The organism is Tatumella sp. JGM130, assembly GCF_018257525.1.
GTDB lineage: Bacteria > Pseudomonadota > Gammaproteobacteria > Enterobacterales > Enterobacteriaceae > Tatumella > Tatumella punctata.
The window spans coordinates 30799-43188 of sequence record NZ_JAERJS010000030.1; the positions used below are offsets into that span (position 1 = coordinate 30799).

12 protein-coding genes and 1 other RNA gene are annotated in these 12390 nt (G+C 53.7%); 4 read left to right on the plus strand and 9 right to left on the minus strand.

The genetic code is table 11. The features are described 5' to 3' along the window. Positions 1–276: 276 nt before the first annotated feature. The 4 genes from ubiI to JK211_RS13275 are packed head-to-tail and all read right to left on the minus strand — an operon-like array spanning position 277 to position 4646. Positions 277–1485, minus strand: coding sequence for an FAD-dependent 2-octaprenylphenol hydroxylase (gene ubiI / locus JK211_RS13260; RefSeq protein ID WP_212709146.1), 1209 nt, complete (start codon positions 1483–1485; stop codon positions 277–279). A 13-nt stretch (positions 1486–1498) separates the two neighbouring features. Continuing rightward, on the minus strand, positions 1499–2677 hold the full coding sequence (gene ubiH / locus JK211_RS13265) for a 2-octaprenyl-6-methoxyphenyl hydroxylase (RefSeq protein ID WP_212709147.1): 1179 nt from the start codon (positions 2675–2677) through the stop codon (positions 1499–1501). A gap of 15 nt (positions 2678–2692) precedes the next feature. Further along, positions 2693–4024: a Xaa-Pro aminopeptidase gene (pepP, locus tag JK211_RS13270; protein WP_212709148.1), complete on the minus strand. Its 1332-nt coding sequence runs from the start codon at positions 4022–4024 to the stop codon at positions 2693–2695. A gap of 43 nt (positions 4025–4067) precedes the next feature. Beyond that, positions 4068–4646, minus strand: a complete 579-nt coding sequence (locus tag JK211_RS13275; protein WP_212709149.1) for a YecA family protein — start codon at positions 4644–4646, stop codon at positions 4068–4070. A 163-nt stretch (positions 4647–4809) separates the two neighbouring features. On the opposite strand from JK211_RS13275, the gene zapA reads away from it, so the two are divergent. The 3 genes from zapA to JK211_RS13290 all read left to right on the plus strand — a co-directional run bounded on the left by zapA (position 4810) and on the right by JK211_RS13290 (position 6220). Next, entirely contained in the window at positions 4810–5139 is a 330-nt protein-coding gene (gene zapA / locus JK211_RS13280) for a cell division protein ZapA (RefSeq protein ID WP_212709150.1), read from the plus strand. A gap of 39 nt (positions 5140–5178) precedes the next feature. Then, positions 5179–5363: non-coding RNA, 6S RNA (ssrS, locus tag JK211_RS13285), on the plus strand. A 260-nt stretch (positions 5364–5623) separates the two neighbouring features. Next, positions 5624–6220, plus strand: a complete 597-nt coding sequence (locus JK211_RS13290) for a 5-formyltetrahydrofolate cyclo-ligase (protein WP_212709151.1) — start codon at positions 5624–5626, stop codon at positions 6218–6220. Positions 6221–6276: 56 nt separating this feature from the next. Here JK211_RS13290 and serA read toward each other — a convergent pair whose 3' ends face one another. Continuing rightward, the gene (gene serA / locus JK211_RS13295; protein ID WP_212709152.1) at positions 6277–7515 is read right to left on the minus strand and encodes a phosphoglycerate dehydrogenase; all 1239 of its coding nucleotides are present in this window, start codon (positions 7513–7515) and stop codon (positions 6277–6279) included. A gap of 237 nt (positions 7516–7752) precedes the next feature. Further along, complete coding sequence (gene rpiA / locus JK211_RS13300) at positions 7753–8418, minus strand: ribose-5-phosphate isomerase RpiA (RefSeq protein ID WP_212709153.1); 666 nt, start codon at positions 8416–8418, stop codon at positions 7753–7755. A 191-nt stretch (positions 8419–8609) separates the two neighbouring features. Between rpiA and JK211_RS13305 the strand changes: the two genes are divergently transcribed. Beyond that, positions 8610–9515, plus strand: a complete 906-nt coding sequence (locus JK211_RS13305) for a LysR family transcriptional regulator ArgP (protein ID WP_212709154.1) — start codon at positions 8610–8612, stop codon at positions 9513–9515. Between the two features lie 27 nt (positions 9516–9542). Here the strand turns inward: JK211_RS13305 and JK211_RS13310 are convergent, their stop codons facing one another. The 3 genes from JK211_RS13310 to mscS all read right to left on the minus strand — a co-directional run bounded on the left by JK211_RS13310 (position 9543) and on the right by mscS (position 12026). Continuing rightward, positions 9543–10280, minus strand: coding sequence for an oxidative stress defense protein (locus JK211_RS13310; RefSeq protein ID WP_212709155.1), 738 nt, complete (start codon positions 10278–10280; stop codon positions 9543–9545). A gap of 94 nt (positions 10281–10374) precedes the next feature. After that, complete coding sequence (locus tag JK211_RS13315; protein WP_212709156.1) at positions 10375–11004, minus strand: LysE family transporter; 630 nt, start codon at positions 11002–11004, stop codon at positions 10375–10377. Positions 11005–11156: 152 nt separating this feature from the next. Continuing rightward, a complete protein-coding gene (mscS, locus tag JK211_RS13320) occupies positions 11157–12026 on the minus strand; it encodes a small-conductance mechanosensitive channel MscS (RefSeq protein WP_212709157.1) in 870 nt (289 codons plus the stop codon). Positions 12027–12390: the final 364 nt, after the last annotated feature.

The window sequence follows — 12390 nt, forward strand, 5'->3', positions numbered from 1 at the left end:
ACACTGCCGTCACTGGCCGCCGGAGATCCGGCAAACGGCGGACAGACAGTGACCTCCCGGGCGGGAGTCGTCTGATTATAGGTTCCGGTTTCAGAGACTTAAAGCACTATATTCGGTGGCCTGTGGCGCGGCGTGTCTCTCCTTCTGCGATGCCGTGACTGCCGGACAATCAGCCAGCGTGCGGTGCTTCCGGCAAAACACCCCTGCCACCAGACAATAATGGCCGGGGATCTCTCCCCGGCCATCGGTCACCCGCCACCCACCCAGCCCGCTTATTCAGCGGTCTTGCAGCCAGTCCGGCAGATCATGTAACCCCATGGCCTGTTTCAGCAGTTGCGGTTTCACTCCCGGCAGTGTGTCTGCCAGTTTCAGCCCGATGTCACGCAACAGTTTGCGGGCCGGATTATTACCGGCAAACAGATCGCGGAACCCCTGCATTGAGGCCAGCATCAGCGCTGCACTGTGTTTACGGTTGCGTTCATAGCGGCGCAGATAGAGGTGCTGACCAATATCTTTCCCCTGCTGATGCAGACGGCGGATTTCGCCGATCAGTTCTGCCGCATCCATAAAACCGAGGTTAACTCCCTGTCCGGCCAGCGGATGGATGGTATGGGCGGCGTCTCCCACCAGGGCCAGCCGGTGAGCAGCAAACTGCCGGGCATAGCGTGCCACCAGCGGGAAGGTTTTACGGTCACTTTCCAGCTGACAAAGGCCGAGTTTCATATCAAAGGCCACCGCCAGCTGCTGGTTAAATTCCTGTTCAGACATGCCCTGCAGGCGGCTGGCTTGTTGCGGATCGCAGGACCAGACAATCGAGCTGAGGTGCGGATCGGCCAATGGCAGAAACGCCAGAATGCCGTCACCATAAAATACCTGTCGTGCCACAGACTGATGGGGCTGTACGCTGCGGATATTCGCCACCAGTGCATGGTGCTGATAATCGCGGAAGACCAGCGGGATATCGGCTTTCTCGCGCAGTGCGGACTGCGCTCCATCAGCGGCAACCAGCAACCTGGCGGTCAGCATACTGCCGTCCTGCAAGGTGACAAAGGCTTCGTTATCGCCGAAGGCAACCTGTTGCAGGGCGGACGGGGCAATCAGCTGTATATCGCTGCACTGGCTGGCACGCTGCCAGAGGGCATGGTGGATCACCTGGTTTTCGATAATATAGCCGAGGCTGGAGATGCCCTGTGGCTGATCGTCAAAACGGATCTGGCCGAAGCTGTCTTTCTCCCAGACTTCCATACCGTGATAGGCACTGGCCCGCATGGCCAGAATGTCCTGCCAGACCCCGAGATGGCTGAGCAGCCGTTCGCTGGCGAGGTTAATTGCCGAGACGCGGACCGCCGGGGCTGCCTGTAAATCCGGGGCCTGCGGCGGATGCTGTTCCAGTACCGCGACCCGCATACCGCTGCCCTGTAACCCACAGGCTACAGCCAGCCCGACCATTCCGCCACCGGCGATGACAACATCAAAGCTCTGCATCAGTACTCTCTCATTAACGTTTTACCCAGCCCAGGGTACGCCCGGCCAGTTGATTTTTCAGCCACGGTAGTTTTTCCATGACGCTTAACCCCAGGTTGCGGCTGACGACCAGCGGCAGATCCTCACAGGAAAACAGCCTGACCAGTCCGTCGGTAATGGCAATGGTTTTCTGACGATCCGGCAGACGTCGCTGGCGGTACTGGCTGAGTACCCGGTGACTGCCCGTATCTTCTCCGGCTGCCGCCGCCTGTGCCACCGTTTCAGCCAGGGTCATAACATCCCGTAATCCGAGGTTAAACCCTTGTCCGGCAATCGGATGCAGTGTCTGGGCTGCATTACCGATCAGCGCCAGCCGGTGATGAGTGATATCAACCGCCTGTTGCAGGGCCAGCGGATAATAATCACGTTTACCGCAATGAATAAAACGTCCCTGACGCCAGCCAAATGCCTGCTGAAGTTGTTCCAGAAACTGCCGGTCAGTCCACTGGCTGATTTGCTGCCGCATGTCAGCCGGTAACGACCACACCAGTGAGAAGCGATGGCCGGACATCGGCAACAGTGCCAGCGGGCCATAAGGGGTGAAACGTTCATAAGCACGGCCGGCCGGCAGTTGGCTGGTGGTGACATTAGCGATCACCGCCAGTTGCCGGTAGTCCTCTTTCTGCCAGCGGATACCGCAACCGGCGGCCAGAGACGAACCGGAGCCGTTCGCAGCCACCAGCAGGCTGCCGGTCAGGGTTTCACCGTTGTCCAGGCTGACCGTGACCTGCTGCGCGGTACGCTGTACCTGTGTGACCTGTGCAGGGCACACCACCCGCACCCCGGCAGCATTGTTCAGCCGTGAAAACAGCCGGAGTCCAGCATCATAGAGTTCCAGCACATTTCCCAACGCCGGCAGATGATACTGGCGATGGCTGATCCGCACCATGCCCGGGTGGCCGCGGTCACTGACATGAATATCGGTGATCGGCGTCGCACAATCGGCAAGCGATGACCAGACACCGATATTATCCAGTTGCTGACAGGTTCCAGCCGCAAGGGCAATCGCCCGGCCGTCAAATCCGGGATGCCCGCGCTCGCCGGGGGCTGTGGCTTCAATCAGGGTGACAGGGAGTTTCCCTTCCGTCAGGTGAGAGATTGCCAGCGCCAGTGTGGCCCCGGTCATCCCTCCCCCCGCAATTATTATGCTCATGGCGAAGTATTTAGCCTATGGGTGATGTGACTGACTGGCCGCAGCCATCAGTGCCTCAATATCGTCTGCATTTTTTACTACAGTATCGGTCAGGTTTTCATGACCGTGCTCAGTAATCAGGATATCGTCTTCAATTCTTATACCAATACCGCGATATTGTGCCGGAACATCCGCGTCCGGCGCAATGTACAGCCCCGGTTCAACGGTTAATACCATGCCGGGTTCCAGTAACCGTTCGCGTGAAGCAGAACCGTAATCACCGACATCATGCACATCCAGCCCCATCCAGTGGCCCAGACCATGCATATAGAACTGGCGATGGGCATTCTCCGCGATCAGAACCTCCACTTCCCCCTGCATGATGCCCAGCGCCACCAGGCCGCTGACCATAATGCGGATAACTTCGTCATTGACCTGACGGATGCTGACGCCCGGCCGGTACAGGGACAGGGCTTTTTCCAGAGAGGCCAGCACAATGTCATAGATCTGTCGCTGCGCCGGGCTGAAACGGCCATTCACCGGGAACGTTCGCGTAATATCCCCGGCATAGCCGTAGAGTTCGCAGCCGGCATCAATCAGTACCAGCTCGCCGTCACGCAGTTCACTTTCATTTTCGGTGTAATGCAGAATACAGGCATTCGCCCCGCCACCAACGATGGTGTTATAAGCCGGTACCCGCGAGCCATGACGGCTGAATTCGTAGTGAATTTCACCTTCCAGCTGATATTCATATTTTCCCGGACGGCAGCTTTGCATCGCCCGTTGATGGGCAAGGGCTGAGATTTTTCCGGTCTGCCGCAGAATATTAATTTCTTCCGCGTCTTTAAACAGTCGCATTTCGTGTACCCGCGGCCGCCAGTCCGTGACGGTAGAGGGTGCCTGAAGATTCTGTCGACTGCCGTTACGTAATTTTTCCAGTGCTTCAGCGACTTTCCGGTCGGCAAACCAGTATTCGCCACTGGCATGATAGATGACGTCCAGACCGTTCAGCAGCTGGTATAACTGCTGGTCCAGTTCATCCCACGGCAGGGCTTTATCCACCGCCAGAGCCTGCGGGGCAACCTCCTGACCGAGACGCCGGCCAAACCAGGTTTCGGCACTCAGATCCCGGACCCGGTTAAACAGAACACTGTGACTATGATTTTCATCACTTTTTATCAGTACCAGCAAAGCGTCCGGCTCATTAAATCCGGTGAAGTACCAGAAGTCACTGTTCTGCCGGTACAGATATTCAGTATCACGACTGCGGGTGACTTCCGGGGCGGCAAAAAATAAAGCCGCACTGCCCGGTGCCATTGTCGCCAGCAGTTTACGGCGACGCTGTTGATAGTTTTCCAGAGTAATCATAATCAGGCTCCCTGTTACCGCGTGGCTTACGCCCGGGATTTCATTAATGCAAAGTGGGTTTCTGTATTTCAGGCACAGATGGCTGCGGTCGATTAAATGTTTCGTAGCACAGTACCGCGGCAACCCGCACATACTCCACCACTTCTTCGAGTGACTGCTCCAGTTCCTGCTGGTCTTCCTCTTCATCGTAGCCCAGCTGAGCGATAGTACGCAGATCATCGATGGCTTCGCCCGTTTCGCCGGTCACTTTGTCCAGTTTGGGCTGGGTAACACCGAGGCCAAGCAGGAAATGATTTACCCAGCCGGCCAGCGCATCCGCACGTTCAAAAACAGTGGAATTGCTGTCATCCGGCATTAACAGGCGGAACATAAAGCCGTCATCTTCGAGGGTTTGCTGAACCGAGTCATGTAACTGCTGTAACGGCTGCGACAGGGGCTGTGAAAAGGCCATGCCGTCGTTCGCCAGGTCATGAACCAGCGTTTTCCAGCTGTGATCCTGATTGCCACCACAGATAATGCCGCTGATTAAACCGTGCATTTCTGCGGCGGTCATACCTACGCCCTGTGACGATAATGTCGCAGATAAGGCGTCGAAAGAAGGTAGTGCGTTCTGTAAGGACATAGTTATTCATCAATGTTGGAAAGTTAAGTTCATGGTATGCTACCACTAGCAGCCTGAAGGATTCCAGAAAAGGGGTTGTAAGTTATAATTCAGGTCTATATAGTGGCCCCCGTTCCCCGATAAAGCATCGGATGCGGGTAATGTAATCAGTCAGGAAGGTGGCATGTCTGCGCAACCAGTAGATATACAAATATTTGGTCGTTCGTTAAGAGTTAACTGTCCGCCGGAACAGCAGGAAGCACTCACTGCGGCAGCAACTGACCTTGACCAGCGCTTACAGGACCTGAAGGTCCGCACCCGGGTGAACAATACTGAGCAATTAGTATTTATTGCTGCGCTAAACATCTGTCATGAGTTAGCACAGGAAAAAAATAAAACCCGTGATTACGCGTCGAATATGGAACAACGTATTCGCATGCTGCAGCAGACTATTGAACAGGCACTAGTCGAGCAGGGCCGGATTACCGACCATCAGGGACCGAAATTCGAATAACACTTTATGAATCCTGTGCTAGACTATTCATGAAGTAAATTTTCTCTGGGATGTTTGCGAGCGGGCCAGTCCCCTGAGCCGATATTTCATACCAAACAGAATGTGGCGCCTCATTAACTGTGAGCATGCCCGGTCCGTCCGGGAAGCCTGATGATAATGACGACATGTTCACCTTGAACCAAGGGTTCAAGGGTTACAGCCTGCAGCGGCATCCCGGAGATCTCCCCTTTTAACACAATGCGACACAGTTTTTTTCACCTGTTCCGGCATTGTTTTTTTCCTGCTTAATTAATCGGCAGTATTTTATCTGTCCGGTATTATCCCCTGTTATTTATCCGGTTATATTTTATTGCCGGTTATTTTATTGCCGGTTATTTCTAATCTGTAGTAGTCTGTTTACAGATAACCGCTGCACTGTCATGGTTATTTCCCACCGCCAGCCCTGTGCTGGATTAACGTTTCCATAATTACTACGGACAGTCACGTGAGTTCTTTTTCCCCGGTTGCTGCACGGCAACAGATCCGTGCCGAAATTCGCCGTTTACGTCAGGCCCTGAGCAGCGAACAGCAGCAACAGGCTGCACAGGCGGCTGCCCGCCGGGCAATGGCTTTCCCGCCGATACAACAGGCGCAGAAAGTTGCCCTGTTTCTGTCATTTGATGGTGAACTGGATACCGGGCCATTAATCAGGCAGCTCTGGCAGCAGGGACAACAGGTTTATCTGCCGGTACTGCACCCTTTTTCTGCCGGACAGCTGTTATTTCTCCGCTACCTGCCGGAGACCCCGCTGCTAAAGAACCGGCTGGGAATTGATGAGCCCCCTTTAGATATCCGCCAGCTGGCGACCCTCGATCAGCTGGACGTGATGCTGGTTCCGCTGGTCGCCTTTGATGCGACAGGACAGCGGCTGGGGATGGGCGGTGGTTTTTATGACCGGACGCTGCAGCGCTGGCAACAGCATGGCTGTTTACCGGTGGGGATTGCTCACAGCTGCCAGCAGGTTACCGCTCTGCCGGCGGAACACTGGGATATCCCGCTACCGGCGCTGATAACCCCGGACAATATCTGGCAATGGTCGTGATTAAGGGCGGAAAAAGCAGGATTCCGGGGGGCTAAACGTCCCCCGGATTTAGCGGATCAGTACAGCAGGCGGGCACGCAGAGTACCCTGAATGTTTTTCATTAATTCGAGTGCTTTGTCGGCCACATCCTGCGGCGCGTCAATATCAATCACCACATATCCCATATACGGGGTGGTTTGCAGATACTGCCCGACAATATTGATACCCTGTTCGGCAAAAATCTGGTTGATGGCTGTCAGTACACCAGGCCGGTTTTCATGGATATGCAGCAAACGGCTGGCGCTGGCCGCGTGGGCCGGCAGTGACACTTCCGGGAAGTTAACCGCTGACAGTGTTGATCCGTTATCAGAATATTTGATCAGTTTACCGGAAACTTCGACACCGATATTTTCCTGAGCTTCTTCTGTAGAGCCACCGATATGCGGAGTCAGGATAACGTTGTCGAATTCACATAATGGTGACACAAAAGGATCGCTGTTGGTGGCCGGTTCAACAGGATAGACATCAATCGCTGCCCCGCCAACATGCTTGCTGGCCAGCGCATCACATAAGGCCGGAATATCGATCACCGTTCCCCGTGAGGCGTTGATTAGCAGGCCACCTTTTTTCATCGCCGCCAGTTCAGCTGCCGCAATCATATTCTGAGTTGCCGGCGTTTCAGGCACATGCAGGCTGACCACATCGCTCATATTCAGTAAGTCATGCAGTTTCTTCACCTGGGTGGCGTTACCTAATGGCAGTTTATCTTCCACGTCATAGAAGAACACATTCATCCCGAGGCTTTCGGCCAGCACGCCCAATTGCATACCGATATGACCGTAACCGACGATCCCCAGCTTTTTACCGCGCGCTTCAAAGGAACCTTTGGCATTTTTGTTCCAGATACCCCGGTGGGCTTTGGCATTGGCTTCCGGAATACCGCGCAGTAATAACAGCAATTCACCGATCACCAGTTCAGCAACCGAACGGGTGTTAGAGAACGGTGCATTAAAGACCGGAATACCCCGTTTAGCGGCAGCATCCAAATCAACCTGGTTAGTTCCGATACAGAAACATCCCACGGCAATCAGCTTCTCGGCAGCCGCGAACACTTCTTCAGTGAGCTGTGAACGCGAACGGATCCCGATAAAGTGCGCGTCACGAATCGAATCTTTCAGGGATTCCGTGTCCAGTGCGCCCTTATGAAATTCGATATTGGTATAACCGGCTGCCCGTAAATTATCCAGTGCTGTCTGATGGACACCTTCCACCAGCAGGAACTTAATTTTGTCTTTCTCGAGTGATACCTTTGCCATTGCCCGACCTTATGGTTAATGATGTTGATACGAATATAAGAATTTCTTCTGTCAAAATAACAAATATTACGCTGCGGGCAACAGAAAACGATTGCGTCGGTTTATTGTCTGCCCGCAACAGGCAGCAGATCAGAGTAACAACGGTCTCTGTTCTGGCTGTCAGAAAGCATATTTAATCTGGTAATAACAGAAATGTGATATAAATCACTGAAAAGCAGCAACAAAAAAAGACGACGTTCAGTCGTCTTTATTCAGGGTGATCACTCCGGCGTCGGTACCAATCAGCGCCACATCGGCACCTCTGGCAGCAAACAGGCCGGTGGTCACCACCCCCGCCAGGGCGTTGATCTTAATCTCCAGTTCACGCGGATTGACAATACTCAGGTTGTGAACGTCGAGAATAATATTGCCATTATCGGTGACCACATTTGGCCGGTACTCTGGTAACCCGCCCAGTTTCACCAGCTGCCGTGCGGCATAGGATCTGGCCATCGGGATCACTTCGACGGGCAGCGGAAAGTGCCCCAGTACATCCACCTGTTTGGAGCTGTCAGCAATACAGATAAATTTATCCGCCACTGCCGCTATGATCTTTTCACGGGTCAGGGCTGCACCGCCGCCCTTGATCATCTGCATCTGCGGGTTAATTTCGTCGGCTCCGTCAACGTAGATCGATAACTGGTCAACCGTATTCAGATCCAGTACCGGGATACCATAAGCCAGTAGTTTTTTGGTCGATGCTTCTGAGCTGGAAACCGTACCTTCGATGTCATGTTTAATGGTGGCCAATGCATCAATAAAATGGGCTGCCGTACTGCCGGTGCCAACACCGACAATGCTGCCCGGCCGCACATATTTCAACGCTGCCCAGCCTACCGCTTTTTTTAGTTCATCCTGGCTCATGATATGTTTAACCCTGTACGCTCTGTTGGTTAACGTAGTATAAAACAAGCTACAGGAAAATAATTAGTGTTACTGACAGATTTCGTGCTTTGCAGACCAGCTGGCTGATTTTTCAGGCATTACGGCTGACTGACCATGGCAAACATAATAATACAGGGTGCATTTTCCCTGCAGCAGAGAGCAAAATAACCATGAAACGCCCCGATTACCGAACACTTCAGGCACTGGATGCCGTTATCCGCGAACGGGGCTTCGAGCGTGCCGCACAAAAGCTTTGCATTACCCAGTCGGCGGTGTCACAGCGCATTAAACAGCTGGAAAACCTGTTTGGTCAGCCGCTGCTGGTCAGAACTGTCCCGCCCCGTCCGACAGAACAAGGCCAGAAATTACTGGCCCTGCTGCATCAGGTAGAAATGCTGGAAGAACAATGGCTGGCAGACGAAAGCGGCAGCAGTACTCCGTTATTACTGTCGATTGCGGTTAACGCTGACAGCCTGGCGACCTGGTTGCTGCCGGCACTGAAAGACGTACTGGCCGATTCACCGGTCCGGCTGAATTTACAGGTGGAAGATGAAAGCCGTACCCAGGAACGTTTGCGGCGCGGCGAGGTGGTCGGTGCTGTCAGTATCCAGCCACAGGCACTGCCGAGTTGCCTGGTTGACCAACTGGGGGCACTGGATTATCTGTTTGTTGCTTCACCTGAATTTGCCAGACGCTATTTCCCGAACGGGGTTACCCGCCCGGCCCTGTTAAAAGCACCGGCGGTGGCCTTTGATCATCTGGATGATATGCATCAGGCGTTTTTGCAGCAATATTTCGACCTGCCTCCCGGCAGTGTGCCCTGCCATATTGTCAATTCATCAGAGGCTTTTGTTCAGCTGGCCAGGCAGGGCTCGGTGTGCTGTATGATCCCGCATTTACAGATCGGCGGCGAGCTGGCGCGCGGTGAACTGGTGGATTTAACCCCCGGCCTGTTCCAGCGGCGGATGCTGTACTGGCACCGTTTCGCTCCGGAAAGCCGTTTAATGCGCCGGGTGACGGATGCATTACTGGAACACGGCCATGGCGTACTACGCCAGGGCGAATTTGCTGACTGAGCAGCCCCGGCCACCGGAGAGGCTCAGTCAGGGAACCGCAGGCTGCTGCGGTTTCAGTTCGAAGACGACACTTAACTGGTCATCAAAACTGACACTCTGCTGCTGATAGGTTTCTTCCGGGCTAGTCTCTGCACTGGCTTTTGCCAGTCCGTAGAAGCGCATTACCGGCTGTGGCTGAGGTTGCTGAGCATGATAGCGGATACTCCAGACCGGTCCCAGTTGTGCATTAAAACCTTTGGCTACCGCCTGTGCCTGACTGATAGCATCTTTTATCGCCTCATCCCGTGCCTGCTGCTGATAACGTGCCGCGTCGCTGACTGCCGGGGTGACAGCACGGATTTCATCTAACCCTGAATTCAGGGCCCCTTCCAGCAGCGTATTCAGCCTGTCTATATGACGCACCGTTACGCTTACCTGACGTTCTGCCTGGTAACCGGTCAACTGTGCTGTTCCCTGTTTGCTGTAATCATATTGCGCGCGGGTGGAGATATTGGCGGCATCAATGTCCTTACTATCAATACCGTTTTTCTTCAGAAAATCGAAATAGAGCGCCACCCGCTGGTCGGCCTGTTTTTTCGCCTGTGCGGCCTGTTTGTCGGTCACCCGGACATCAATACTGAGGGTAGCCATATCAGGTTTGACCTTTACCAGCGCCTGACCGGTCACCGCAATATGGGGTGAATCGGGCGATTCGGCCGCAATAACCGGCAGGGATGATACCCCTGCAGCGAAGATAGCCGGGATAACCAGCGACTGTAATTTCACAATACGGCTCCTGTCTGTGGATGTCAGCCCGTGAATACAGGCAGTGATAACTGATTGGAGTCACGGGAATACGGAAAGTTCTGCGGCACTGCTGTTATCTGTCTGCCCGCAGCATTAGCAAACCTTCGGCAGCCAGGCGGAGTGCCAGATAAAACATCATCCCGGCCACCAGCAAATTAATCACCTGCCGGGGGCGGCCACGCTTCAGTAACGGTGACAATCCGCTGGCCAGTAATGCCAGAGCATAAAACCAGACGACCGATGCCGTCACTGCCCCCAGCGCAAACCAGATACGTGACGGGGCCGGAACCTGACTGCCCAGGCTCCCGAGCACTACAAAGGTATCCAGATAGACATGGGGATTCAGCCAGGTGACGGCAATTAAGGTTAAGAGTATTTTAACGCGTTGCTGTGCCAGCGGGGGCTGTCCGGCGCTTTCAGCCACAGGCCGCCACACCTGACGAAGTGTACCGGCGGCATACCACAGCAGGAAAGCACAGCCTGCCCAGGTAATACACTGCAATGCCAGCGGCGATTGCTGCAGAATTGTACTGCCACCAAAAATACCGGCACAGATAAGCAGCACATCACTGAGGATACAGAAGCTGGCAGCCATCAGTGCATAACGGCGTAAAATTCCCTGATTAAGGATTAAGGTATTCTGCGGGCCCAGTGGCAGAATAAGTGCCAGCCCGAGGGTAATTCCCTGTAAATAGAATAACATAGACAAACTCCGATTAATGAATAGGCAGAGTCTGGCGATTTCCGGGCAGAAAAGGAAATGGAAAGAACTTATCGATAATTAGAAAAAATAATAATCCGGGGGGAGTTGGCGGGCCTGTCCGCCAGAAAACTGGCGGCAGGCCATCATCATAATTACTGTTTGCCGTCGATAGCCGGCGCAGAATTATTCACGATATGTACATCCATTTGCGGGTAAGGGATACCAATATTATTTGCATCCAGTGCCCGTTTGAAACCGGCCATCAGATCCCAGTAAGTCTGGGTCTGATCGTTATAGGTGGTCCAGCAACGAACAACGATATTCAGCGTTGACGCCCCCATTTCGTTCAGGGCAACCACAATCGGTTTATCCTGAATTACACGCGGCTCAGCTTCCACCACTTTGCGCAGTACCGAAAACACTTCGTCGATATCTGCATCATAAGAGACACCGATAATAAACTGGCTGCGGCTCATTGGCTCACGGCTGTAGTTGATAATTTTGCCGGAAATAATGCTGCCGTTCGGCACCACAATAATCTTCCCGTCACTGCTTTTAAGGGTCGTAGAGAAGATTTGTACACTCAGTACGGTACCGGCAGCGCCGTTGATGTCCACGTATTCACCGACACGGAACGGACGCAGGGTAACCAGCAATACACCTGCCGCAAGGTTCGACAGAGAACCTTGTAATGACAGGCCCACCGCCAGACCAACGGCACCCAGTACAGCGATTACCGAGGCGGTCTGTACACCGACACGGCTAAGGGCGGCGATTAAGGTAAAGGCGATAACACCGTAACGTACCAGTACCGCCAGAAAGTCGGCCACCGTCTGATCGATACTGCGGGCCAGCAGAACTTTGTTCAGGGCGTTTGATACCACGCGGGCAACCAGAAAACCAAAAAAGAGGATGGCAATGGCAGCCGCAATATTGACGACATAACCCAGCAACAGTTCCTGGTTACGTGCCAGCCAGCTGCCGGCATTATGAATGCTATCTACGACGTTTATGTCTTGCATCAAATAATCCTGTAATAAAAATTCCTGAGTGAATCAAGGGTAGCTGATTTACCAGCTGCTCAGCGCAAAGGGTAAACAATAAATGGCTGAATGCCAAATCCGGTAACCGCTGAACGGTGATTTTTAAGACACTGTTACCTGATATTACCGGTCCGACGGCCGTGGCCGCCAGGCTGATAATCCGCGGTTTTACCGGCCGGAGGCAGGCGGCGGAAGTACAACAATACAGTCCGCCCCGTTGGCCCCGGGATAAGGTGAGCTCCTGCTGCCGCGCGGATGACAGAAATAAAAAAGGTTCATCGCGTTTTACCGGGGAACGCTGCTTTTATCTTCAGGAAGAAGTATTCATTATCCCGGTATCCAT

Coding starts and splice junctions, on each gene's coding strand:
- ubiI (WP_212709146.1), bottom strand. CDS start 1,485: ATGCAGAGCTTTGATGTTGTCATCGCCGGTGGCGGAATGGTCGGGCTG.
- ubiH (WP_212709147.1), bottom strand. CDS start 2,677: ATGAGCATAATAATTGCGGGGGGAGGGATGACCGGGGCCACACTGGCG.
- pepP (WP_212709148.1), bottom strand. CDS start 4,024: ATGATTACTCTGGAAAACTATCAACAGCGTCGCCGTAAACTGCTGGCG.
- JK211_RS13275 (WP_212709149.1), bottom strand. CDS start 4,646: ATGTCCTTACAGAACGCACTACCTTCTTTCGACGCCTTATCTGCGACA.
- zapA (WP_212709150.1), top strand. CDS start 4,810: ATGTCTGCGCAACCAGTAGATATACAAATATTTGGTCGTTCGTTAAGA.
- serA (WP_212709152.1), bottom strand. CDS start 7,515: ATGGCAAAGGTATCACTCGAGAAAGACAAAATTAAGTTCCTGCTGGTG.
- rpiA (WP_212709153.1), bottom strand. CDS start 8,418: ATGAGCCAGGATGAACTAAAAAAAGCGGTAGGCTGGGCAGCGTTGAAA.
- JK211_RS13305 (WP_212709154.1), top strand. CDS start 8,610: ATGAAACGCCCCGATTACCGAACACTTCAGGCACTGGATGCCGTTATC.
- JK211_RS13315 (WP_212709156.1), bottom strand. CDS start 11,004: ATGTTATTCTATTTACAGGGAATTACCCTCGGGCTGGCACTTATTCTG.
- mscS (WP_212709157.1), bottom strand. CDS start 12,026: ATGCAAGACATAAACGTCGTAGATAGCATTCATAATGCCGGCAGCTGG.